This window comes from Microbacterium sp. NPDC089188, assembly GCF_040685155.1.
Taxonomy (GTDB): domain Bacteria; phylum Actinomycetota; class Actinomycetes; order Actinomycetales; family Microbacteriaceae; genus Microbacterium; species Microbacterium galbum.
In genome coordinates, this window is record NZ_JBFBHH010000001.1 from 1,021,265 (window position 1) to 1,043,284 (window position 22,020).

Consider the following 22,020-nt stretch of genomic DNA (forward strand, 5'->3'; position numbering starts at 1 on the left):
GACCTCCGACATCGGCTCGGGCTTGACGTTCGCTGGTCGCGGAACAGCGGCATCTCGTCACACCGAGCCGTGAGAGCGGACGAGGAGCGAGACCGTCCGGGATCGGGCGCGGGGGCGGGAGATCTCGGAACAGGCGCGCGGCCTCGGCGCCCAGCCGCCCGCCTCATGGCGCGTTCTCGGACAGGCGCCCGTCGTCCACCCGCAGCCGGAGGTCGAGGCCGAGGCGCGCGAGGAACGCGTCGTCGTGGCTGACCACGAGGACGGCGCCCCGGTAGGCCTGGAGCGCCGCAACGAGCTGATCGACCGTGTCGAGGTCGAGATTGTTGGTCGGCTCATCGAGCACGAGCAGCTGCGGCGGGGGATCCGCGAGGAGCAGCCGCGCGAGCGCGACGCGGAAGCGCTCGCCGCCGGACAGCGACCCCACGGGTCGACCGACGGCATCCCCGCGCACGAGGAACCGTGCCAGTCGATCGCGCACGAGCGCCACCGGAACGCGCGGCGCCGCCGCGCACACGGTGTCGAGGACGGATGCCGCGTCGTCCAGGCCGTCGAGACGCTGCGGCAGATAGCCGATGTGCTCGACGCTCGCTCGCGCGCGGATCGGCCCTGCGGTGTCTACTTCGCCCACGAGGCTCTCCAGCAGCGTCGTCTTGCCGATGCCGTTGCGACCCACCAGGGCGACGCGCTCGCGACCCGTGACGATCCACTCGCGTTCGCCGTCGCCGAGGGACAGGATCCGTCTCCCGGCCGCGTTGCCCGGATCGGGCAGGTCGATGCGCACCACGTCGTCATCGCGCACCCGGGCCGACGCTTCGCTCAGCGCCGCGCGCGCGGCATCCTCCTTGCCCGTCATCTCCGTGCTCAGCCGCCCGGCGCTCACCTGCGCCGCGTTCGCCCGTCCTCCCGCGATGATCTTGGGGACGCGCTTCTCGACCTGCGCCTTGTGCGCGACGCGCGATCGGGTGGCGAGCTTGTCGTACGACTCGATGCGCTGGCGACGCTCGCGGCGCAGGGACCGGGCCGCGTCGCGCTCGGCGCGCACGGCGGCCTCCTGTTCCGCGTCGCGCTGCGCACGCCACGCGCTGTAGGGGCCGCCGACGACGCTCAGGGTGCGGCCGTAGAGCTCGGCCGTGGCATCCATGCGCTCGAGCAGGCCGACGTCGTGACTGACGACGATCAGCGTGCCGGGCCAGCTCTCGACGAGCTCGCTCACGCGCGCCCGGGCGTCGCGGTCGAGGTCGTTGGTCGGTTCGTCGAGGAGCGTGATGTCGGCCGCGCGGGCGCGGAGCCCGACGAGCGCGGTGAGCATCGTCTCCCCTCCCGAGAGCTCCCCGACCGTGCGGTCCAGGGCATCGAATGCCAGACCTGCCTCGGCGAGCAGGGTGTGGGCGCGGGCCTCGACATCCCAGTCGTCGCCGACCGCGTCGAAGTGGTGCGGTGCCACGTCGCCCGACTCGATGGCGCGAAGGGCGGTGAGCGCCGTCTCGACGCCGAGGAGTGCCGAGACGGGCCGGTGCGGATCCGCCGCCGGACGCTGCGGGAGCATGACGACGTCACCGGATGCCGAGACCGTGCCGGACGTGGGGGTGAGGTGCCCCGCGGCCACGCGCAGGAGCGTGGACTTGCCGGCTCCGTTTCGGCCGACGAGACCGGTGCGCCCCCGGCCGAGGGCGCCGGAGACCTCGTCGAGGGCGACGGTTCCGTCGGGCCACACGAGGCGGACGCGGTCGAGAACGAGAGAAGGGGAGAGAGCTGACATGACGGGACTCCGGGGACGCGGGATGCGCGGACACCGGACCCGTCCGCGTCAGCGGAGGGCGGCCGAGAAAACGGCGGGTCGACGGGTCAGCGCGCGGACAGGGGCGCGGAAGCGTCGACGTTCTTCACCGGAGGAGACCTCGTTCTCGGGGACAGGAATATCCACCGTAACCGCAGACCGGTCGTGGGGGAACCCCCGGCCGCATCGAGGGAGGGCGCCACGACATCCGTGAGCGTGGGCATGGCCGCCGGTGCGCGAGGTCGCACCGGCGTCACGGCTCACCCGGTGCTCGGCGACGCGAGCGCGAGTCGCGCGTCGAGGAACGCCCGTACGTCGTCGAGCTCGTCCTGCGAGATCGAGTGGGTGAGACCCGGGTAGACACGGCCGCTGAGCTCGCTGTGGACGGGGAGCCACTGCGCCGTCGCGTCGACGAGGGCCGCGGGGATGACGTCGTCCGCCGCTCCGCGTCCCCAGAACACCGGGGGTCGACGCGCGGCGAGGACGGCGTCTCCCGGGAGCTCCCCGCCCGCGGCGTACCCCGCGAGGACGACCGCGAAGGAGACGGCGTCGGGATCGGCGCGCAGCGTCTGCAGGGCCACCGCGCCGCCCTGCGAGAACCCGAGCAGGCCCACGGGCGCCGCGCCCACGGCATCCCGGACCCAGGCGAGCACCGCACGCGCGGCCAGGGTGACGGCGTCGGGGTCGCGACCGTCGAGGCCCTCGATCGGGTACCACGACGCGCCCGGCATGGGCCACGGCGGCGCGAGGGGCGCCCGCACGCTCGCGACCACGAACCGTTCGGGCAGGTACGGCGCGAGACCGAACAGGTCGTGCTCGTCGGAGCCGTAGCCGTGGAGCAGGAGGAGCACCGGCCGGTCGCCGCGCTTGCTCGGGGGGACGGACCACCGCACGACGGACGGGTCGAGGGAGGGATGCGCACTCATGCCGCCATTGTGGCAAAGGCCTCCGACACGGCGGCATGCGCGAGGGGTGGCGCGGGCGAGGACCCGGGAGCCGTCGCGCGCGGACCGCCCCGGACGATCGCCCGGCGACCGCGCCGGCATCGGAAACGCGGCATCCGGAGCAGACGTTGATATACAGGGAGCATGCCCGTGCGCACCCCCGACCCCGAACCCGGCGACAACGGCGACGAGCGCGAACCGCTCTCCGCCTCGTTCTCAGGCGCGCAGGGAGGTCCCCACCCCAATCCGGGCTGGCTGAGCGAGGTCGAGCTCGCGGAGGCGCGTCGACGCCTGCCGATGCTCTACGTCGAGGCGCTCCCGGTGCGCACCGACGGCATGGGCGCGGTGACGCAGGTCGGTATCCTGCTGCGGGCGACGCCGCTCGGCGAGATGACCCGCACGTTGGTGTCGGGCCGCGTGCGCTACGGCGAGACGGTGCGCGACGCGCTCTTCCGCCACCTCGAGAACGACCTCGGACCGATGGCGTTCCCCCTGCTGCCTCCGCAGCCCACCCCGTTCACGGTGGCGGAGTACTTCCCGCTCCCGGGCGTGAGCGCCTTCCACGATGACCGGCAGCACGCCGTGTCCCTCGCGTACGTCGTGCCCGTCACCGGCACGTGCGAACCGCGCCAGGACGCGCTCGAGGTCACGTGGCTGTCGCCGCAGGAAGCGGCATCCGACGCGCTCTCCGACGAGATGGAGGGCGGTCGCGGCACGCTCATCCGGCTCGCGCTGGCCTCGGTGGGCGCCCTGCGCTGACCTTTCCTCCCCAGCGGCGGGTCGCCCGGAGGTTCTCCACCGCCCATTGCCCGGCGTCGGAGGCTCTGCCTAGGGTCGGAGGATGCCGGATTCTCCCCTGGAACCCCTGACCCTGCCCCGCGACCTCGACGGCTGGCGCGCCTTCGCCCATGAGCGCCCGCGCACTCTTCTCGATCGGGTCGCGGAGATCGACGCGCGACTCGTCGCCGAGGCCGAAATGACGCTGCGGGAGCGTCTCGCGCTCTGGAACGAGGCGGATCTCGCGCTCGCCGAGGCCGCGGCGCCCTCCCACCTCCTCAGCGAGTCGCACCCCGATGCCGGGGTCCGCGACGCCGCCGAGAAGCAGGCGCAGGCCGTGGATGCCGTGCAGTCGCGCCGCCTCCTCGACCGCGGGCTGTGGAGCGTCTTCGCCGAGGCCGACCCCGACGGGCTCGACGCCGACGAGCAGCGCTTCCTCGAGCACGTGCGGCGCGACTTCCGTCGCGGGGGCGTCGACCTCGCGGATGCCGACCGAGAGCGCGTGCGGGAGCTGACCGATCGCGACACCGAGCTGTCGCTGACGTTCTCGCGCAACATCCGCGAAGGCCGCCGCGAGATCAAGGTCCCGGCGTCGGCGCTCGACGGCCTGCCCGACGACTTCCTCGCGGAGCACCCCGCCGACGACGAGGGGATGGTCACGCTCACCACCGAGTACACCGATCTCATGCCCGTGCGCGAGTATGCGCGCGACCGGTCGGTGCGCCACGCGCTGGTGGGCGCGTACAACGACCTCGCGTGGCCCGGCAACGAGCCCGTGTTGGCCGAGCTGCTCGCCGTCCGTGCCGAGCGGGCCCGGATCCTCGGATACGGCGACTGGGCCGATTACGAGACCGAGACGCGCATGATCGGCTCGAGCGCCGCGGTCGCCGCGTTCCTCGAACGGGTCGCGGAGGCGGCGGCCCCGGCGGCGACCGCCGAGTACGAGCGCGTCCTCGCCCGCCTGCGCCGCGACGACCCCGCCGCCGACGCCGCCACGATCGCGGACTTCTGGTACGTCCTCAGCGCGCTCAAGCGCGAGGAGTACGACGTCGACGCGCAGCTGGTGCGATCGTACTTCCGCTTCGACCGCGTGCTCGACGGGGTGCTCGCCACCACCGGGCGCCTGCTCGACGTGGAGTACGTGCCCGTCGAGGCTCCCTCGTGGCACGACGACGTGCGCACGTACGACGTCGTCCGCGCGGGCGAGCGACTCGGTCGCATCCACCTCGATCTCCACCCCCGCGAGGGCAAGTACAACCACGCCGCATGCTTCGGACTCGCCTCCGGCATCGCGGGACGCGCGCTGCCGGAATCGGTCCTGCTGTGCAACTTCTCGCGCGGACTGCTCGAGCACGACGAGGTCGTGACCTTCTTCCATGAATTCGGTCATCTCGTGCACGACATCCTCGGCGGCCACCAGAAATGGGCACGGTGGACGGGGGTCGCCACCGAGTGGGACTTCGTCGAGGCGCCCAGCCAGCTGCTCGAGGAATGGGCGTGGGACGCCGAGGCGCTCGCCGCCTTCGCCGTGAACGACCAGGGCGAGTCCATCCCCGCCGACCTCGTCGCGCGCATGCGCACGGCCGACGCCTTCGGGCGCGGTCTCGAGGTGACCAGGCAGCTCGGGCACGCGACGACCTCGTACCGCCTGCACGTCGATCGGCCCGCCGACCTGCAGTCCGCGGTCGACGGCTACTACCGCGCCGCGAGTCCGGTGACCCCGCTCGACGGCTCGCACTCGTATGCCGGGTTCGGTCACCTGACGGGCTACGGGGCCTGCTATTACACCTACCAGTGGAGCCTCGTCATCGCGCGCGATCTGCTGTCGGCGTTCGGCGACGACCTCTTCGACGTCGACACGGCGACGCGTTACCGTCGCGAAATCCTCGAGCCCGGCGGCACGCGCGACGCGCGCGAGCTCGTCGAGGCCTTCCTCGGACGCGAGAGCACGTTCGACGCCTACCGCGACTGGCTCGCGGGGGCCTGAGACGACGAGGGCCGCGGCATCGGCGATCCGGATGCCGCGGCCCTCGCTCTCGCGTCGATCCCGCCCGCGACGGGTGTCGATGCGTCAGATCACGCGGCCGTCTCGCGCGCGATCGCGGCGACGAAGGCGTCGATGTCGTCTTCGGTCGTGTCGAAGGAGCACATCCAGCGCACCTCGCGGCGCATCTCGTCCCAGTCGTAGAACCGGAAGCTCGCGCGCAGGCGATCGGCCACTCCGACCGGCAGGGTCGCGAACACGCCGTTGGCCTGCGTGGGCTGCGTGAATTCGACGCCCTGGATCGAGCCGTCGGCGAGACCCGCCTCGACGCCCGCGCGCAGGCGCTGCGCCATCGCGTTGGAGTGCCGGGCGTTGCGCAGCCACAGGTCGCCGTCGAGAAGGGCGACGAGCTGAGCCGAGACGAAGCGCATCTTGCTCGAGAGCTGCATGTCGAGCTTTCGGAGGTACGTCAGACCGGTCGAGGCTTCGGGGTCGAGCACGACGATGGCCTCGCCGATCATGGCGCCGTTCTTCGTTCCGCCAAAGCTCAGCACGTCGACCCCCGCGTCACGGGTGAAGGCGCGCAGCGGCACGTCGAGGGCGGCGGCGGCGTTCGCGATGCGCGCGCCGTCCATGTGCAGCCGCATGCCGTGCCCGTGCGCGTGCGCCGCGAGCTCGCGGATCTCGTCGACGCTGTAGAGGGTGCCCAGCTCGGTCGACTGCGTGATCGAGACCACCAGCGGCTGTGCGCGGTGCTCATCACCCCAGCCCCAGGCCTCGCGGTCGACGAGCTCGGGTGTGAGCTTGCCGTCGTCGGTGGGGACCGTGAGCAGCTTGATGCCGCCCACGCGCTCGGGTGCTCCGCCTTCGTCGACGTTGATGTGCGCGGTGGATGCCGAGATCACGGCGCCCCAGCGGGGGAGCATCGACTGCAGCCCGACGACGTTGGCGCCCGTGCCGTTGAAGACGGGGTACGCCTCGACGCCGTCGCCCAGCAGCGAGACGAACAGCTCCTGCAGGCGCGCGGTGTAGACGTCTTCGCCGTACGCGACCTGGTGGCCTTCGTTGGCCGTCGCGATCGCGGCGAGCACGTCGGGGTGGATGCCGGAATAGTTGTCGGACGCGAAGCCGCGCACCGACGTGTCGTGGAGGGAAGTCACCCCTCCAGCGTAACTTTTCCCGGCTCCTCCCCAGGGGGGATCGCTCCACGGATATCCGCACACCGCGTCGGGGTGTCGGCGGTCCCGACCACAATGGAGGCATGCGGTTGGACCCCGAAGCACTCAGCATCGCCGGCGAGATGTTCTCGGCATCCGCGATGATGCGCGCCGACCGCCTGCTCGTCTACGGTTCGGTCGAGGTGGGCGACGCCCGATCCGTCAGCGGCGTGCTGGTCGTCACGGCGCAGTCCTTCGGGGCGTCGGGGTACGAACACCTCGAGCTCCGCGTCCCCGACGATCTGTCCCGCCTGTCGGGCTGGTGCTCGTGCGGGCGCGGCCCCGAGTGCGAGCACTCGTGCGCGGCGGCTCTCGTGCTGTTCGACCGCCTCATCTCGGCGGGGCGCCCGCCCCGCGCCGAGTGGCAGCGCTCGCTCGACGAACTGTTCGCCGCCGCCCCGGTCGTCGACGACGAGGCCCCTTTCGATCTCTGCCTGTTCCTCTCCATCCGTCGCGGCGGCGGGCGCGGGTACGGAACGGCGCTCACCCTCAGCGCGCGGCCGGGGGTCCGGGGCTCCCGCGGCACGTGGATCAAGGGCCGGGCCGGCTGGTCGGCCCTCGCGGCCCTTCCAGCCGATCCGCGGGCACGCGCCGCGCTCGACAGCCTGGGGCGATTGGGGCGCTTCAGCGCCGGCGCGTACCTCTCCGACGAGTGGATGCCGCTCTCCGCGGTCCCGCCCCACTCGCTGTGGCTGCAGCTCGAGGCGGTCGTCGCCGCCGGGGTCCCGCTCGTGTCGGGTGCCGGTGTCCATCACCCGGTCCGCGTCGTCGACGAGCCCGTGACCGCGGCGGTGTCGCTCGACCGCCGCGGCTCCACCCTGCACGTGCGCGGGACGGTGGAGGGCGTCGACGTCGAGACGGCCGCCCTGCCCTCCTGGGTGGTGGGCGACCCCGCCGTGGCCGTGGCCTTCGTCGCCGACCGCGACGGCGACGACGAGCGGATCACGCTCGCGCGGCTGGCGACACCCGCGTCAGGACCGGTCCGCGGGCTGCTCGCCCGATCGAGTGCGCTCACGGTCGACGAGCGCGGATCCGAGACCTTCCTGCACGACTACCTCCCGCGGCTGCAGCTCGACGCGCCGGTGGTGTCGCCGCGGGGCACGGTCGAAATTCCTCCGGCGCCGCGCCCCGTGCTCGAGGTGACCGTCGAGCATCTCGAGGGGTCCACGTCGCTCGCGACGCGGTGGGACCGCTCATCGACGCAGGGCCGTCGGCACGACGAGCACGAGGGCGCCGTGTGGCGCGCGGTCTCCGCCCTCGCCGATGAACTTCGGATCGACATGCCCGCGCCCTTCACGACGGGGACCGCGCCGGCCCGCGCGATGGCGCCCGCGACGGCGGCCGTGTTCGCCGGCGAGATGCTGCCGCAGCTGAGGGCCCTCGCGTCCGTCCGCGTGGAGGTGCGCGGCGACGACCCCGAGTACCGCGCATCGGCCCAGGCTCCCGTGGTGCAGCTCAGCACCGGCCCCGACGACGGCAGCGACTGGTTCGACCTGAACGCCCGGGTGACCGTGGGCGACGTCGAGGTCGACTTCACCGCCCTCTACACCGCCCTGGCGCTCGGCGACCGGGTTCTCTTCCTGGGCGACGGGGAGTACGTCCGGCTCGACAGTCCGGAATTCGATCGCCTCCGGTCCGTCATCGACGAGGCCCGGACCCTCGCCGATCGGCCGGGCGACGAGCTGACGATCAACCGCTACAACGTCGGGCTGTGGGACGACCTGTCCGAGCTCGGCATGCTCGCCGTCCACGAAGCCGAGTGGTGGCTGCGCGTGCGGGGGCTGACCGACGAGGCGTCCCTCACCCGGATCGAGCCCCCGGAGGGCCTGCGGGCGACCCTCCGCGACTACCAGCGCTCGGGCCTCGACTGGCTCCACTTCCTGCGCACCCAGGGGCTCGGCGGCATCCTCGCCGACGACATGGGACTGGGCAAGACGGTGCAGACGATCGCGATGATGGAAGCGGCGCGTGCCGACGACCCGACGCTTCCGCCCTTCCTGATCGTCGCGCCGACGAGCGTCGTGGGCAACTGGGCACGGGAGTGCGCGACCTTCGCGCCCGACCTCGAGGTCCGAACGATCGCCGCCACACGGGCGCGGCGTGCGAACAGCATCGCCGAGGCCGCGGCCGGGGCGCACGTCGTCGTCACCAGCTACGCCCTGTTCCGTCTCGAGCAGGAGCAGTACGCCGAGGTCGCCTGGTCGGGACTCGTGCTCGACGAGGCGCAGCAGATCAAGAACCCGTCGTCTCGCGGATACCGGGCGGCCCGGGCCCTCGCGGTGCCCTTCACGCTCGTCATCACCGGCACGCCGATGGAGAACAACCTCCTCGAGCTGTGGGCGCTCATGTCGCTGGTGGCGCCGGGACTGCTCGGAACCCGCGAGTCCTTCACCGAGCTGTACCGCACGCCCATCGAGAAGGGCGCCGATGCCGGACGGCTCGATCTCCTGCGCCGGCGTATCCGGCCGTTCCTGCTCCGGCGGACCAAAGATCTCGTCGCCGCCGAACTCCCGCCCAAGCAGGAGACCATCATCGAGGTGGCCCTTCACCCCGCGCACCGCAAGCTCTACGATCGGCGGTTCCACCGCGAGCGTCAGCGTCTGCTGGGGCTGCTCGACGACGACGCCGAGGGCAACCGGTTCGCGATCTTCCGCTCCCTCACGATGCTGCGGCAGCTGGCGCTCGACCCCGCGCTCGTCGACGAGGGCGACGCGCCCTCGGCGAAGCTCGACGCGCTCGAAGACCTGCTGGTCGAGGCGGAGGCGGAGGGGCATCGCGTGCTCGTGCTGAGCCAGTTCACGCGGTTCCTTCGAGCGGCTCGCCAGCGCTGCACCGACGCGGGCCTGGCATCCGGGTATCTCGACGGCACCACGATCAACCGTCAAGCCGAGATCGACCGGTTCCGTGACGGTGATGACCCGGCGTTCTTCGTCTCGCTCAAGGCCGGCGGGGTGGGGCTCAACCTGGTGGAGGCCGACTACGTCGTGCTGCTCGACCCGTGGTGGAATCCCGCCGTCGAGGAGCAGGCGATCGACCGCGCCCACCGCATCGGGCAGACCCGACCCGTCATCGTGTACCGGTTGGTCTCCTCCGACACCGTCGAAGAGAAGGTCGTGGCCCTTCGAGAGGCGAAGTCCGAGCTCTTCTCCCGTGTGCTCGACGGGGGCGCCGACGACGGCGACGTCAGCTTCGCCGGGGGACCGCGTCTGACGGCCGACGACATCCGGAGCCTCCTCGACTGAGCCGCACGCAGGGCGCCGCTCGATCGCGGAGCCCGTTCGGCGTCGCGACCTCGGGGTGGTCCGTCCGACGGTGCGATCGCGAGCGATCCTCCGGCGGTCGCGGAAAGCCGTCGCTCAGTTCGCCGTCGCTCGCACCGTCCGGGTGACGTGGCGTGCGATCCATTCCCGGCTGAACGGCTGAGAGCGCAGGAGCCAGCGGTGCAGGAGGGGGCCCACGAAGAGCTCGGCGCACTCCTCGGTATCGACGGCGCCGGCATCCCGGAAGCGGCGTGCGATCGCCGCCATCTGCGGAGCCAGGAGCAGGGCGCGGTACTGGGCGGCCACCTCGGCGTCGATCTGCACCTCCGCGGTGACCGCGCGCAGGAGAGGCTCCGTCTCCGCTCCCGTGAGTTCGGAGACCATTCCGGTTGCCAGGGTGACCAGGTCGGCGCTCAGATCGCCGGTGTCCGGGACGACGACATCTCCGTCAGGACCCTCGCTGCGAGCGAGGAGGGCGTCGAACACGATCGCGCCGGTCGTCGGCCACGACCGGTACAGGGTCTGCTTGCTGACCCCCGCACGTGCGGCGACTCCTTCCATGCTCAGCGACCCCACCCGACCCTCGCGGAGGAGGCCGAGGACGGCGTCGTGCACGCGTTTGCGGGTCGCCGATCTCGCCATGCGGCCATCGTATGCGAGAAACGAGACGGTCCGTCCATTTTCGCGTACGGTGACGCTATGACCTCTTCGAAGACGTGGATGATCACCGGCGCGAGCAGCGGCCTGGGGCGGGCGCTGGTCGCCCGCGTCCTGGCGGCCGGTCACACCGTCGTCGCGACAATTCGACCGGGGAAGGAACTCCCCACCCACGACAGGCTCACGGTCCTTCCGCTGGACGTGCGCGATCGGGGGGCGGCGCGCGCCGCGGTCGAGACGGCCGCCGCGAGTGGGGGAGGGCTGGACGTCCTGGTGAACAACGCCGGGTACGGCCTGATCGGCGCGGTCGAGGAGGTATCCGAGGACGAGGTTCGCGCAGTCGTCGAGACCGACATGCTCGGGCCGCTGTGGCTCAGTCAGGCAGTGGTTCCCCTGATGCGAGCGCGGGGATCGGGGCGCATCGTGCAGATCTCCACGGTGGGCGGTGTCGGCGTGATGCCCCTTCTCGGCCTCTACAACGCCTCCAAGTGGGGATTCGAGGCGTTCAGCGAGGCGCTGGCCGCCGAGGTGCGAGGATTCGGCGTGCGCGTGTCCATCATCCAACCGGGTGCCCTCGACACCGACTGGGCGGGCTCGAACATGCGCTTCGCGCAGGCTCTCCCCGTCTACGACGACCTCCGCACGCGGCTGTTCGGTCGAGCCGAGATCCCCTGGCCGGCGTCATCCGAACCGACCGGTGGAACGCGACCGGAGGATGCCGCGGAGCAGATCTTCGCGCACGTGTGCGACGACGGCGATGAGCGTCTGCGCGTGCTGATCGGCGAGGACGCACCGGTTCAGGTCCGCGCGGCTCTCGACGCACGTCTCGCCGACTACGCCCGCGACCCCCGCTTCCCGACCGTGTGAGCGGTGGACACGGCGCCGGACCGGGTGGCGAACGGGTCTGGCCGATGTCGGAGGGCGGGTCTAGCGTGTGCTCATGTCCGCTCCGCAGCCTCCCAAAGCCCTGGTGGCCGGCGCCGTCGAGGGTGGGCAGCGCACGTTCCTGGCCGTCCTGATCAACACCGCCGCCGCCAACGTCACGACGAGTTTCCTCTGGTTCGCGCTCACGTTCTGGGTCTACCTCGAGACGCGTTCGGTGCTGGCGACGGGCATCGTGGGTGGCGCCTACATGCTGCTGCTCGCGATCTTCGCGATGGTCTTCGGCTCCCTGGTGGACCGGCATCGAAAGCATCGCGTCATGGTCTTCTCCGGCGTGGTGACGCTGGGAGCCTTCCTCCTCGCGGGCGCGCTCTGGATCGCCTTCCCGGAGGCGGCGCTGCTCGATCTCGGCGGACCGTGGTTCTGGCTGTTCTCCGGGATCATCCTGGGCGGCGCGGTCATCGAGAACCTCCGCAACATCGCGCTCTCGACCACCGTCACCCTCCTCGTGCCGGTCGAGCGTCACGCGAACGCGAACGGCCTCGTCGGCACGGTCCAGGGTCTCGCGTTCGTCGTGACGAGTGTCTTCAGCGGGCTCTCGGTCGGATTCCTCGGCATGGGGTGGACGCTGGCGATCGCCGTGGGGCTCACCATCGTGGCGCTCGTGCACCTCCTCACGATCCGCATCCCCGAACCTCGTCCGGCGGCGGGCGTCGAACGGGGTCCTCTCGTCGACCTGGGCGGAGCCGTGCGAGCGGTCCGAGCCGCACCGGGGCTGTTCGCCCTCATCGTCTTCTCGACGCTCAACAATCTCATCGGCGGCGTCTACATGGCGCTCATGGACCCCTATGGTCTCGAGCTGTTCCGCATCGAGATGGACGGCCGTGTCTACGACGCCGAAGTGTGGGGCGTCGTCCTCGCGGTGACCGCGACCGGTTTCATCATCGGCGGGGGGCTCGTCGCGAAGTTCGGACTCGGCAAGAACCCGATCCGCACCATGCTGTGGATCGTCATCGCCATGGGCGCGCTCGGAGCGGTGTTCACGCTCCGCGACTGGTGGTGGCTCTACGCGATCGGCATCTGGGTGTACATGGCGCTGATCCCTCCCGTCGAGGCGGCGGAGCAGACCGTCATCCAGAAGGTCGTGCCGTTCACCACCCAGGGCCGTGTCTTCGGCTTCGCCGCGGCATTCGAGTCGGCGGCCGCCCCGATCACCTCGTTCCTCATCGCCCCGATCGCCCAGTTCGTGGTCATCCCCTACATGGAAGGAGCGGACGGACGCGCTACGTGGGGATGGCTGCTCGGCGACGGACAGTCGCGCGGCATCGCGCTCGTCTTCGTGATCGCGGGTCTCGTCATGGTCGTGGTCGGCGTACTCGCCTTCTCCACGCGGTCGTATCGCGTCCTGTCGGCGCAGTACCGATCGGCCGCTGTCACCGGCGATGTCGCTGCCGCGCCCGCCGCATCCGATGACGGGGATGCCGTCGGCGCCGGGGCCGTCGTCCCTGTCACGGCGTCTGCGGCGGCGGCGGTTCCCGATGGGTCGCGCCGTGACGACGCCGCGACACCCGGCGCCTCAGACCGAGAGTCGACGGAACGCGGGGCCGCGCGCGATCCCCATCCCGGAGGCTGACCTCAGGCGCCCGCCCCGACCTCGATCACGACGTCGTTGAACGCGTCCGCCGTGTCGTCCCACAGGGCGACGAAGGCGGCGGCCAGGGCCTCCTCGAGACCGTCCAGGCTCTTCACGCGGAAGATGACGGCCGCCGCGGAGATCGCGCGTCCCGCGTCGCGGGCGTTCTTCGCGAATCCCTGGGCGACCGCACGCGTCCACGCCTCGCTCGCAGCCTTGACGGCCGCGTAGTTCGCGCCGCCGGCGAGAGGGCGGGCGACCGAGGTCGACGACACGATGGCGAGACGGCCGGCGGGCGAGGCCCGCAGGTCCTCGTCGAAGGCGCGGCTGACGGCCCGGAGCGCTGTGAGCGAGCGGAGCAGGAACGCGAAGTCCTCGTCACTCTGACCGGCCAGCCCGCCGCCGCCACGCCATCCCCCGACGAGGTGGAGGACGCCGTCCACGTCGCCGTGCGCGGCGTGCACGCGCTCGCGCAGCGCGGACACCGCATCCGCGTCGGTGAGGTCGCACAGCTCCGCGTGGGCACCGGGCGCGTCCGCCGCGGCCTCGGTCAGACGCGTCGCGTCGGAGCCCACGATCACCACCCGCGCGCCCGCCTCGAGCAGCGCGCGCGCCGCGGCGCGGCCCACCGCGCTCGTCCCGCCCGCGAGGAGGACGAGGCGCCCCCGCACCAGCTCCTGTGCCTGCTCCGGCGTCGGCGTCTCCGTCTGCCTCACGTCGCTCATGCGTCCTCCGTCATGCTCGGCCGGTCACGTTCCCTCGAGTGTCCTCGTCACAAGCCGCGCGCGCGAGTGCCCCGCGGCTCGTGCCAGGGGCCGCGACCCTGTCCAGTGTCCAAGACACGCCGCTCCTCGCGGCCCAGCGCGGCGTGTCCTGGACACTCGAACGCTCGTGAGTGCGGCCGCGGCGCCGCGGCGCGCCCGAAGCCGGGCCGGGCCCCGGCGTCAGTCCGTCCCGCGGATGCCCTCCGTGGAGGCGATCACCGGGCGCATCTTCTTCTCCAGCGCCTCGAAGAACATCGACAGGGGGAACTCGTCGTCGAGCACCGCGTCGGTGTACCCCTTGGGCAGGCCCGCGAGCACGTCGTCGGGGAGGCCTCGCGCCCATACCGAGGCGGGGTGCGGGGTCACGACTGCGCGCACGAGGTCGTACGCGGCGAGCCAGTGCGCCGTCTTCGGTCGGTCGATCGAGCGCCAGTAGAGCTCGTCGATCGCGTCGGCCAGGGCCACGACGGCGGCCGGCACCTCGTCCCAGTCGAACGCGAGCGACGTGTCGGTCCAGTGCAGCACGCGACGCTGGTGGAGCCACGCGAAGAGAAGCTGCCCGCCCAGTCCATCGTAGTTGCGCACGCGCGACCCGGTGATGGCGAAGCGGAAGATGCGATCGAAGATGACGGCGTACTGCACGAGCTCGGCGTGCTCGAGCATCGCGCGCTCCGCCTCGTCGAGGTCGTCGCGCGCCGAGAGGCGGGCCTGCAGCGACACGCACTCGCGGAAGGCGGTGAGATCGCACCGCAGTTCCTCCAGCGAGTAGAGGAAGAACGGCATCCGCTGCTTGATCATGAACGGGTCGAAGGGCAGGTCGCCGCGCATGTGCGTGCGGTCGTGGATGATGTCCCACATCACGAACGTCTGCTCGGTCAGCGCCTGGTCGTCGAGCATGCGCGCGGCGGCCCCGGGCAGGTCGAGCTTCGTGATCTCCGCGGCGGCGCGCGTCACCCGGCGGTACCGCGCGGCCTCGCGGTCCTGGAAGATCGCGCCCCAGGTGAAGGTCGGGATCTCCCGCATCGCGACCGTCTCGGGGAAGAGCACGGCGGAGTTCGTGTCGTAGCCCGCGGTGAAGTCGATGAGGCGCAGCGAGACGAACAGGCGGTTGGTGTACTCCGTCTCCAGGCGGGCGATGAACTCGGGCCAGATCGCCTCGACCAGCACCGCCTCGACGTGACGCGAGCTCGAGCCGTTCTGCGTGTACATGGGGAACACGACGAGGTGACGAATGCCGTCGACCCGGTGCTCCTGGGGCTGGAACGCCACGAGGGAGTCGAGGAAGTCGGGCGTCCCGAGCCCCTCGGCCTTCCACCGACGGAAGTCGGCGACGGAGGCGGAGAGGTAGGCGGCGTCGTGCGGGAACAGCGGCGCGAGGGCGTCGATCGCTTCGACGACGTCGTCGATGAGGGGCCCCGCGGCGGCGGTGTCGTCGATCGAGCCGTCCTTCGCCTGCAGCGTCTGCAGCGCCGTCGCGGCGGCCTTGAGCCGGGTCCAGGCGGGGGTGTGCTCGACCGCGTCGACGGTGCGACCGCCGAGCAGATCCTGGTCAGCACGGATGGGTGTCGCGGTGGTCATGGCATCCTCCGATCGGGACTGTAAATATTCCTGCTAAAACGTCATGCTAACGGAAAACTTACGGCACGCACCAGGGTGCCGTTCGGGTGCACTGCTACTGTCGAGCGCATGACCGAGGTCCCCGCGCGCGCCCCCCGCCTCGACGACGCGGTGGACGCGGCGATCGTCCGCGAGATCTCGATCGATGCTCGTGCGACGCTCTCGCACCTGTCCGAGCGCGTCGGCCTCTCGGTCTCCGCCGTGCAGTCGCGTCTGCGCCGCCTCGAGGCCCGGGGCATCGTGCAGGGGTATCGTCCGATCCTCGACGCCGAGGCCCTGGGTCGTCCGCTCGCGGCCTTCGTCGAGATCACCCCGCTCGACCCCGCCCAGCCCGACAACGCCCCCGAGCTGCTCGCTCACCTGAGCGCGATCGAGGCCTGCCACTCGATCGCGGGCGAGGCGGCGTACATGCTCTTCGTGCGGGTCCCGACGCCGCGCGATCTCGAGGCGCTGATCCGCGACATCCGTGCCGCCGCACAGGTCAACACGCGCACGACCGTCGTGCTGCAGACCTTCTTCGAAGCGCGCCCGATCGAGCCCGCCGACTTCCCCGGCTGACGCCGCCCCGGTGTCCTCCTTCCGAGGCTCCCGGATACATCCCCAGGCGGATGCCGCGCCCGGCGTCGCCGCGTAGCGTGAGGACGATGCTCACCCTCCGCCCGCTGCAGCGCTATCAACTGGTCACCGACCTCGGTGTCGCCGGTGTCTTCGGGCTGCTCGCCCTTGCGGTCGAGCTGGCGGGCACCACGAGCGGGGCGCTGGCCCCTCTCGCCGTCGTCGGGGAGAACGTCGGCGCGGTCCTCGTCGCCCTCGCCCTCACCGCTGCGCTGGCGATGCGCCGCCTGCAGCCCGGACTCGCCCTCGTGCTGGCCTGGGTGGGGGCATTCCTGCAGATGGGCTTCGGACGTCAGCCGTCGCCCACCGACCTCGCCATCTTCGCCGTGCTCTACACGACCGCCGCCTACGGCAGCAGGCGGGTCTTCTGGTGGGGGTTCGCCTCGGGCATCGCGGGGGCGGCGATCGTCCCCCTCTATCTCGTGGGTCGGGGCTTGTCGGCGCCGCTCACGATCAACGACTGGTTCGCCGTGGGCGCTCTGCTGCTGGCATCCGGGTTCGCGCTCATGCTCGCATGGGTGTCGGGCGCCCTGGTGCGCACGGCCGTGCGCGCCGCAGCGAACAGTCGGGCGCAGCGCGCCGCCGAGGCCGAGACGATCGCCGAGCAGCAGCGCGTGCGCATCGCCCGCGACATGCACGACGTGGTCGCGCACTCGCTCGCGGTGGTCATCGCGCAGGCCGACGGCGCACGGTACGCGGCCGCCGCCGATCCCGCGGCGGCCTCCGACGCCCTCGCGACGATCTCGTCGACCGCGCGGGCGGCCCTCACCGACGTGCGTGTGCTCCTCAGTCAGCTGCGCCACAGCCAGGGAGAGGGCCCCCAGCCGACTCTCGCCGACCTCGATCAGCTCTTCGACCGGGTGCGTGCGGCAGGTGTCGAGCTCGATGTCCGTGTCGACCCGGTCCCGCCCGGCGAACCGCCCGCCGCGATCCAGCTGGCGGTCTTCCGCATCATGCAGGAGGCCCTCACCAACGCGCTCCGCCACGGCGTCGATCCCCGCGTGCGCGTCCGTCTCGGGTGGTTCGCCGACCGCGTCGAGCTGTCGGTCCGCAACGCCCGCTCCACGTCTGTCGCCGTGGGCGAGCCCGCTGCCGGCGGCCACGGGCTCATCGGGATGCGCGAGCGCGCACAGCTCGTCGGCGGTCGACTGACGGCCGAGCCCGAGTACGGCGAATTCGTCGTCCGGGCCACTCTTCCGATCGGCTGCCCGCAGTGAGCGGACGGATACCGAGAACCCATCCCCGCACGAGAGGCTCCCTCGCATGACCGCCCCCGTCCGCATCGTCCTCGTCGACGATCAGGCCCTGTTCCGCGCCGGCATCCGCATGGTGATCGACTCGCAACCCGACCTCGAGGTGGTGGGAGAAGCCTCCGACGGACGGGAGGGGATCGAGGTCGTGCGGGCGACGCGCCCCGACCTCGTGCTGATGGACGTGCGCATGCCCGTGATGGACGGCCTGACGGCGACGGCCGAGATCCTGCGCGAGCCCGACGCACCCCGCGTGGTCGTGCTCACGACGTTCGATCTCGACGAGGCGGCCGCTCGGGCGATCCAGCGCGGCGCGAGCGGATTCCTGCTGAAAGACGCCGAGCCGGAGTTCCTGCTCTCGGCGGTGCGGACCGTGCACGCCGGCTCCGCCGTCATCGCGGCGGAGGCCACCCGTGAACTCTTCGCCCACATCGCCGACGGCGCCGGTGCCGAGCCGGTCCCCGAGGCCTTCGGCGCGTTGACCGAGCGCGAGCAGGAGATCTTCGCGCTCGCCGCCACGGGGCTCAGCAACGCCGAGATCGCCGAGCGCGAGTTCCTGTCGGAAGCGACCGTGAAGACCCACATCAGCCGCATCCTGACCAAGCTCGCGGTGCGCGACCGCGTGCAGCTCGTGGTTTTCGCCTACCGGCACGGGCTCGTCTGAGGCCGGCTCTCACCTCGTCAGGCGCAGCTCCGTCAGCGACCCGCCCCATCGCTCGTCGGCCCGGGCGGCACCGTCGGGCGCGAAGCCGTGCTTGGTGTAGAACGCGAGGGCGCGCTCGTTGTCCGACAGCACCCAAAGACTGGCGGCGCCGGTCCCGACGGCTGCCTGCAGCAGCGCCGCCCCCGCGCCCGTGCCGTAGTGGCTCGCGAGCACGTACAGGGCGTACAGCTCCGACTCCGACCGCGGGCGATCGGCGTCGCGCGTCGGCCCGCCCGAGGCGAAGCCGATCACGCGGTCGTCGACGACGGCCACCCAGGCATCCCCGAGGCGCTCGGCTCCCGGGGGTGTCTCCCCGCGCAGCCGCGCCGCCCACCGCCATTCCGAGAGCTCGACGTCGAGCTGTTCGACGAGCGCGCCGGGCACTTGCGCGGTGCGTGCCTCGCGCCAGCTCTGCACGTGCACGTGGGCGATGCACCGGCTGTCGCCGGGCGTCGCCGCGCGCACGTGCACGTCGCTCATCCCTCGGCGTTCGGCTCGTCTTCGGGGTCGTGCGCCCAGGTCGGGGCGAGCGCTCGGATCCGGGCGGCGCGCCACTGCCACGTCGCCCACAGCCCGGGCCACAGCGCGGGGGCCGTCGCGCCGCCGATGGTGAGGCGCTCCCGCCACAGGGTCTTCCCCGGCTCACCGGGGGCGGCGGAGACCGCCATCTGGTGGTCCCACACGTCGAGGGTCGAGAGCGGTCCGGTCAACGGAACGCCCCAGTCGCGGAACACGCGGACGCGACCGTGCGCGTCGCTGGTCTCCCGATCCGCCACCGAGATGAGCTGGCGCCCGACGGGCACGACACCGGCCACGCTCATCTGCACGGGCACGTCGTCACCGGATTCGAAGGTGGGGGGCATCTGGGTCAGCCCGTCCACGGAGAGAAGGGGTCCGTACAGCTCCGCGACCGCGCGCGGGGAGTGCAGGGCGCGCCACGCGGCGTCGGGGTCGCAGTCGATCACGAACTTCAGCAGGATCCGCATGTTCAGATGGTGCCCGATCCGCCTGGGGGTGAGCGATGGGTTGACGGCCGCGCCGTGACGAACCGCCCCCCGCCGTGGCATCCGTCATCAGCGGGGAGGACCGGCGGGCGCGACGTCCCCGTCGTTCTAGCATCGAGGGATGCCGATCGACCCCGCCCTGTCGCAGTCCGACTACCAGGTGCGCCTGGAGTGGGGCCTCGGTGGGCTCCGCCGTCTCGCCCCCGCCCACGTCGTGGTGATCGTGCAGCCTCTCGGCCTGACCGCCCACGCCCTCGCCGCCGTCGAGAACGCCGCCGGCCTCGACGTGTCGGCGGACGACGACGAGGTGGCCGCGCTCGCGCGGGCGGCGCACGAGACGGGCGCCCACGTGGTCGCGGCAGGTCTGCGCAACGCGGCGGCGGTGGCGGCGCACGTGCTCGAGGTGCAGCGCTCCCGCGGCGAGCGCACCAGCATCTCGATCCTCGCCGCCGGGTCGACTGACGAACAGGGTGTGCGCTTCGCCGTCGAGGACCTTCTCGGTGCGGGCGCCGTGATCGCCGCCCTCGGCGACCTCGGCATCGACCACGCCTCGCCCGACGCCGCCGTCGCCGGCGAGGGTTTCCGTGCCCTGGGCGGGGCGGTGCGCCACCTGCTCACGGCGAGCGGCGGGGGACGCGCGCTCGCCGCCGACGGGGGTCGCGACGCCGTGCTCGCCGCGGCCGCGCGCGACGCGGCATCCGTGGTCCCGGTGCTGCGCGACGGGGTCTTCGTCGGCGCGTGAGCCCCGAGGCCCGGGCGTCAGCCCGCGAACGGCGTTCGAGGCCGAAGTGTCATCAGTGCCGGCCGGGACGGATGACGCGACGACGTCATCGGACCCGCCCCTCGCGGACGGCCGCGGGCCCGGCGACACCCGCCGCAGGCCATCACCGCGGAGTGGCGGCAGCGCGACGTTCGGCGCGCGTGATGTCGCGGTGCACCCACGACAGCGCGAAGCGCGGGTCGAACGACGGAGCGCATTTCGCGCAGGACGTCGGCCGCGTCGCGCGTCGGTGACGATAGGCGACGTGCCCGGCGGGGCAGGTGCCCACCCACGGGGCGAGCTCGTTCGCCGTCTCTCCGGCGTGGGTCGTGCCGCCGACGTAGCCGAGCTCGAGCGCCGTGCGCTTCCAGCGCGGCCCGTGGCCGGCCGAGAGCCCCGCGAGCGCGTGCGCGACCTCGTGCAGGAGCGTCTGATGGTTGGTGTCGTCGTCGTATCGGGCGGCCAGATACCGCGAGACGCTGATGCGCTTGCGGCTGTAGTCGCACAGCCCCGCGCGTCGCTTGGCGTTGTCGAACGCGAACGTCCACGACGCGTCGAGGTGCAGGGTGATCAGCGCCTCGGCCCACGTGCGTACGCGCTGCAGATCGGACATGACCGGAAGATTAGGCGTGGCCTACGACATTCAGCTCGCGACGACCTCGCGCGTGCGTCGACGGTCGGCTGCGTCGATCGCCAGCAGCGTGGACTCGAGCTGCGCGTCGGTGGCTCCGGCGTTCTGACGGAGGAAGAGCGCCTGCTTGAAGTCGCGACGGGCGCCCTCGTAGTCGCCCTCGTCGTAGTGCACCTTGCCGCGGTGCTGCAGCGCGAAGGCGGCGATGCTCGCCCAGCCCTGTCCCTCAGCCTCTTCGGCGCACATGGTGAGCTCCTGCTCGGCGGCGGCGTAGGCGCCCCGGCACTGCATGATCGTGGCGTGCAGGATGCGCGCGCGCAGCAGATCGCGGCGGGTCCCGGCCATGCGGGCCACGCGCACGGACTGCTCCGAGACGGCCAAGGCCTCGTCGAACCGGTCGAGCACCTTCAGCAGCCACACCCGCTCGAGGAGGGCGTGCAGACTGCGCTGCGACCCGATCTCGTCGAGACGCTCCTGGCACTCGCGGGAGTCGGTGATCTCACGCAACGTGTCGGGGTCGTACCCGTGGATGTAGCTCACCGTCGCTCCTCTCGGTCGGGCAGGAGTTCCAGTCTGCGCCGACCTCGTGCCGACACCGCACGCGCCACGCGGTCGAGGGGCGAAAGCCCCTGCCCGACATCCGCGACGTCAGCGTTCGAAGATGGATGCCGAGGGCTTCGGCGACGGCGTCGCATCGGCATCCGTGGCGGGACGCGACCCGCGCATGAACTCGACGATCTCGCCGCCCTGGGCCACCTTCGCGGGGTGGGGTCCCGCCGCCATCAGGCGCGGCAGCCACTCGACGGGAAGGGGCGCGGCGGAGGCGGCGACCACGAGGTTGCCGAACCGGCGACCCTTGAGCACCTGCACCTCGGCGAGCACGATGACCTCGGGGAGGACCTCGCGGATGGTTGCGACCTGCCGACGGGCGAAGGCCAGGCCGGGTCCGTCCGAGACGTTGACCAGGAGGACACCGTCGGGTGCCAGGAGACGGGATGCCGCGCGGTAGAACTCCACCGTGGTGAGGTGGGCGGGGGTCTGTGCACCCGAGTACACGTCGCTGACGAGCAGATCGACGGCCCCGTCCAGGCCCGCGGGCAGCCGACCGAGTCCCTCTCGCGCGTCGCCGATGCGCACGCGCACCGAGGCGCCGCGAGGAAGGGGCAGGTTCTCGCGCACGAGGTCCCACAGCGCGGGCTCGAGTTCGATCACCTGCTGACGCGACCCCGGCCGCGTGGCCTCCACGTAGCGGGGGAGCGTGAGGGCACCCGCGCCCAGGTGCACGGCGGTGAGGGGCTGGCCCGGCATCCGGAGCCGGTCGATGACGGCGCCCATCCGCGCGACGTACTCGAAGTGCAGGTGCGTCGGGTCGTCGAGGTCGACGTGCGACTGCGGGGTGCCGTCGACGACGAGCTCCCAGCCCGAGACGAACCCCGAAGGAGAGACGCGCGCGAGCGACCCGTCCGATAGTCGAGCCGTCGGGGCGTCGTCGGGTTCGATGCGCATGCGGGCCATGCGTTCACGCTACCGGCCCGCCCCTCGCCC

At 72.0% G+C, this 22,020-nt stretch carries 20 protein-coding genes; 9 read left to right on the forward strand and 11 right to left on the reverse strand.

All coding sequences use genetic code 11. The features are described 5' to 3' along the window. Positions 1–163 precede the first annotated feature (163 nt). On the reverse strand, positions 164–1,759 hold the full coding sequence (locus AB0N80_RS04675) for an ABC-F family ATP-binding cassette domain-containing protein (protein WP_363577837.1): 1,596 nt from the start codon (positions 1,757–1,759) through the stop codon (positions 164–166). Positions 1,760–2,037: 278 nt separating this feature from the next. Next, on the reverse strand, positions 2,038–2,703 hold the full coding sequence (locus AB0N80_RS04680; protein ID WP_363577840.1) for an alpha/beta fold hydrolase: 666 nt from the start codon (positions 2,701–2,703) through the stop codon (positions 2,038–2,040). Between the two features lie 162 nt (positions 2,704–2,865). Here AB0N80_RS04680 and AB0N80_RS04685 point away from each other — a divergent pair, with 162 nt between their 5' ends. Continuing rightward, a complete protein-coding gene (locus AB0N80_RS04685) occupies positions 2,866–3,480 on the forward strand; it encodes an NUDIX hydrolase family protein (protein ID WP_315993683.1) in 615 nt (204 codons plus the stop codon). 82 nt (positions 3,481–3,562) lie between these two features. Beyond that, positions 3,563–5,485: a M3 family metallopeptidase gene (locus AB0N80_RS04690; protein WP_363577842.1), complete on the forward strand. Its 1,923-nt coding sequence runs from the start codon at positions 3,563–3,565 to the stop codon at positions 5,483–5,485. Between the two features lie 89 nt (positions 5,486–5,574). Here AB0N80_RS04690 and AB0N80_RS04695 read toward each other — a convergent pair whose 3' ends face one another. Continuing rightward, on the reverse strand, positions 5,575–6,642 hold the full coding sequence (locus AB0N80_RS04695; protein ID WP_315993681.1) for a low specificity L-threonine aldolase: 1,068 nt from the start codon (positions 6,640–6,642) through the stop codon (positions 5,575–5,577). A gap of 101 nt (positions 6,643–6,743) precedes the next feature. On the opposite strand from AB0N80_RS04695, the gene AB0N80_RS04700 reads away from it, so the two are divergent. Then, the gene (locus tag AB0N80_RS04700; RefSeq protein ID WP_363577844.1) at positions 6,744–9,941 is read left to right on the forward strand and encodes a DEAD/DEAH box helicase; all 3,198 of its coding nucleotides are present in this window, start codon (positions 6,744–6,746) and stop codon (positions 9,939–9,941) included. A gap of 114 nt (positions 9,942–10,055) precedes the next feature. Here the strand turns inward: AB0N80_RS04700 and AB0N80_RS04705 are convergent, their stop codons facing one another. Further along, positions 10,056–10,601: a TetR-like C-terminal domain-containing protein gene (locus tag AB0N80_RS04705; RefSeq protein WP_363577846.1), complete on the reverse strand. Its 546-nt coding sequence runs from the start codon at positions 10,599–10,601 to the stop codon at positions 10,056–10,058. Between the two features lie 57 nt (positions 10,602–10,658). Here AB0N80_RS04705 and AB0N80_RS04710 point away from each other — a divergent pair, with 57 nt between their 5' ends. Next, entirely contained in the window at positions 10,659–11,483 is an 825-nt protein-coding gene (locus AB0N80_RS04710; RefSeq protein WP_363577848.1) for an SDR family NAD(P)-dependent oxidoreductase, read from the forward strand. Between the two features lie 73 nt (positions 11,484–11,556). Further along, the gene (locus tag AB0N80_RS04715; RefSeq protein WP_363577850.1) at positions 11,557–13,131 is read left to right on the forward strand and encodes an MFS transporter; all 1,575 of its coding nucleotides are present in this window, start codon (positions 11,557–11,559) and stop codon (positions 13,129–13,131) included. 2 nt (positions 13,132–13,133) lie between these two features. Here AB0N80_RS04715 and AB0N80_RS04720 read toward each other — a convergent pair whose 3' ends face one another. Both AB0N80_RS04720 and AB0N80_RS04725 read right to left on the reverse strand, forming a co-directional pair. Then, entirely contained in the window at positions 13,134–13,856 is a 723-nt protein-coding gene (locus AB0N80_RS04720) for an SDR family oxidoreductase (protein WP_363577852.1), read from the reverse strand. 219 nt (positions 13,857–14,075) lie between these two features. Then, positions 14,076–15,473, reverse strand: coding sequence for a DUF6421 family protein (locus AB0N80_RS04725; protein ID WP_363387208.1), 1,398 nt, complete (start codon positions 15,471–15,473; stop codon positions 14,076–14,078). A gap of 108 nt (positions 15,474–15,581) precedes the next feature. Here AB0N80_RS04725 and AB0N80_RS04730 point away from each other — a divergent pair, with 108 nt between their 5' ends. From AB0N80_RS04730 to AB0N80_RS04740, 3 genes are all read left to right on the forward strand, one after another. After that, positions 15,582–16,070 carry an Lrp/AsnC family transcriptional regulator gene (locus AB0N80_RS04730; RefSeq protein ID WP_315993674.1) on the forward strand — a complete coding sequence of 163 codons (489 nt, stop codon included), beginning with the start codon at positions 15,582–15,584 and terminating at the stop codon, positions 16,068–16,070. A gap of 86 nt (positions 16,071–16,156) precedes the next feature. Next, a complete protein-coding gene (locus AB0N80_RS04735; protein WP_363577854.1) occupies positions 16,157–17,344 on the forward strand; it encodes a histidine kinase in 1,188 nt (395 codons plus the stop codon). 46 nt (positions 17,345–17,390) lie between these two features. Continuing rightward, positions 17,391–18,041 (forward strand): response regulator transcription factor, encoded by a 651-nt coding sequence (locus AB0N80_RS04740; RefSeq protein ID WP_315993672.1) that lies wholly within the window; start codon positions 17,391–17,393, stop codon positions 18,039–18,041. A 9-nt stretch (positions 18,042–18,050) separates the two neighbouring features. On the opposite strand, the gene AB0N80_RS04745 is transcribed toward AB0N80_RS04740, so the two are convergent. Both AB0N80_RS04745 and AB0N80_RS04750 read right to left on the reverse strand, forming a co-directional pair. Then, positions 18,051–18,560 carry a GNAT family N-acetyltransferase gene (locus tag AB0N80_RS04745; protein WP_363577856.1) on the reverse strand — a complete coding sequence of 170 codons (510 nt, stop codon included), beginning with the start codon at positions 18,558–18,560 and terminating at the stop codon, positions 18,051–18,053. Then, entirely contained in the window at positions 18,557–19,066 is a 510-nt protein-coding gene (locus tag AB0N80_RS04750; protein ID WP_363577858.1) for a hypothetical protein, read from the reverse strand. The genes AB0N80_RS04745 and AB0N80_RS04750 overlap by 4 nt, the downstream gene beginning before the upstream one ends. A gap of 139 nt (positions 19,067–19,205) precedes the next feature. Between AB0N80_RS04750 and AB0N80_RS04755 the strand changes: the two genes are divergently transcribed. Then, positions 19,206–19,826: a 2-phosphosulfolactate phosphatase gene (locus AB0N80_RS04755; RefSeq protein ID WP_363577860.1), complete on the forward strand. Its 621-nt coding sequence runs from the start codon at positions 19,206–19,208 to the stop codon at positions 19,824–19,826. Positions 19,827–19,968: 142 nt separating this feature from the next. Here the strand turns inward: AB0N80_RS04755 and AB0N80_RS04760 are convergent, their stop codons facing one another. From AB0N80_RS04760 to AB0N80_RS04770, 3 genes are all read right to left on the reverse strand, one after another. Beyond that, the gene (locus AB0N80_RS04760; RefSeq protein ID WP_363577862.1) at positions 19,969–20,457 is read right to left on the reverse strand and encodes a SprT-like domain-containing protein; all 489 of its coding nucleotides are present in this window, start codon (positions 20,455–20,457) and stop codon (positions 19,969–19,971) included. A gap of 30 nt (positions 20,458–20,487) precedes the next feature. Then, positions 20,488–21,015: a hypothetical protein gene (locus AB0N80_RS04765; RefSeq protein ID WP_315993667.1), complete on the reverse strand. Its 528-nt coding sequence runs from the start codon at positions 21,013–21,015 to the stop codon at positions 20,488–20,490. Between the two features lie 108 nt (positions 21,016–21,123). Further along, complete coding sequence (locus tag AB0N80_RS04770) at positions 21,124–21,990, reverse strand: fused MFS/spermidine synthase (protein ID WP_315993666.1); 867 nt, start codon at positions 21,988–21,990, stop codon at positions 21,124–21,126. Positions 21,991–22,020: the final 30 nt, after the last annotated feature.

Bases quoted from the DNA above. Each gene is read 5' to 3' on its own strand.
- AB0N80_RS04675 (WP_363577837.1), bottom strand. From the start codon at position 1,759: ATGTCAGCTCTCTCCCCTTCTCTCGTTCTCGACCGCGTCCGCCTCGTG.
- AB0N80_RS04680 (WP_363577840.1), bottom strand. From the start codon at position 2,703: ATGAGTGCGCATCCCTCCCTCGACCCGTCCGTCGTGCGGTGGTCCGTC.
- AB0N80_RS04685 (WP_315993683.1), top strand. From the start codon at position 2,866: ATGCCCGTGCGCACCCCCGACCCCGAACCCGGCGACAACGGCGACGAG.
- AB0N80_RS04690 (WP_363577842.1), top strand. From the start codon at position 3,563: ATGCCGGATTCTCCCCTGGAACCCCTGACCCTGCCCCGCGACCTCGAC.
- AB0N80_RS04700 (WP_363577844.1), top strand. From the start codon at position 6,744: ATGCGGTTGGACCCCGAAGCACTCAGCATCGCCGGCGAGATGTTCTCG.
- AB0N80_RS04705 (WP_363577846.1), bottom strand. From the start codon at position 10,601: ATGGCGAGATCGGCGACCCGCAAACGCGTGCACGACGCCGTCCTCGGC.
- AB0N80_RS04710 (WP_363577848.1), top strand. From the start codon at position 10,659: ATGACCTCTTCGAAGACGTGGATGATCACCGGCGCGAGCAGCGGCCTG.
- AB0N80_RS04715 (WP_363577850.1), top strand. From the start codon at position 11,557: ATGTCCGCTCCGCAGCCTCCCAAAGCCCTGGTGGCCGGCGCCGTCGAG.
- AB0N80_RS04720 (WP_363577852.1), bottom strand. From the start codon at position 13,856: ATGAGCGACGTGAGGCAGACGGAGACGCCGACGCCGGAGCAGGCACAG.
- AB0N80_RS04725 (WP_363387208.1), bottom strand. From the start codon at position 15,473: ATGACCACCGCGACACCCATCCGTGCTGACCAGGATCTGCTCGGCGGT.
- AB0N80_RS04730 (WP_315993674.1), top strand. From the start codon at position 15,582: ATGACCGAGGTCCCCGCGCGCGCCCCCCGCCTCGACGACGCGGTGGAC.
- AB0N80_RS04735 (WP_363577854.1), top strand. From the start codon at position 16,157: ATGCTCACCCTCCGCCCGCTGCAGCGCTATCAACTGGTCACCGACCTC.
- AB0N80_RS04740 (WP_315993672.1), top strand. From the start codon at position 17,391: ATGACCGCCCCCGTCCGCATCGTCCTCGTCGACGATCAGGCCCTGTTC.
- AB0N80_RS04745 (WP_363577856.1), bottom strand. From the start codon at position 18,560: ATGAGCGACGTGCACGTGCGCGCGGCGACGCCCGGCGACAGCCGGTGC.
- AB0N80_RS04750 (WP_363577858.1), bottom strand. From the start codon at position 19,066: ATGCGGATCCTGCTGAAGTTCGTGATCGACTGCGACCCCGACGCCGCG.
- AB0N80_RS04755 (WP_363577860.1), top strand. From the start codon at position 19,206: ATGCCGATCGACCCCGCCCTGTCGCAGTCCGACTACCAGGTGCGCCTG.
- AB0N80_RS04760 (WP_363577862.1), bottom strand. From the start codon at position 20,457: ATGTCCGATCTGCAGCGCGTACGCACGTGGGCCGAGGCGCTGATCACC.
- AB0N80_RS04770 (WP_315993666.1), bottom strand. From the start codon at position 21,990: ATGGCCCGCATGCGCATCGAACCCGACGACGCCCCGACGGCTCGACTA.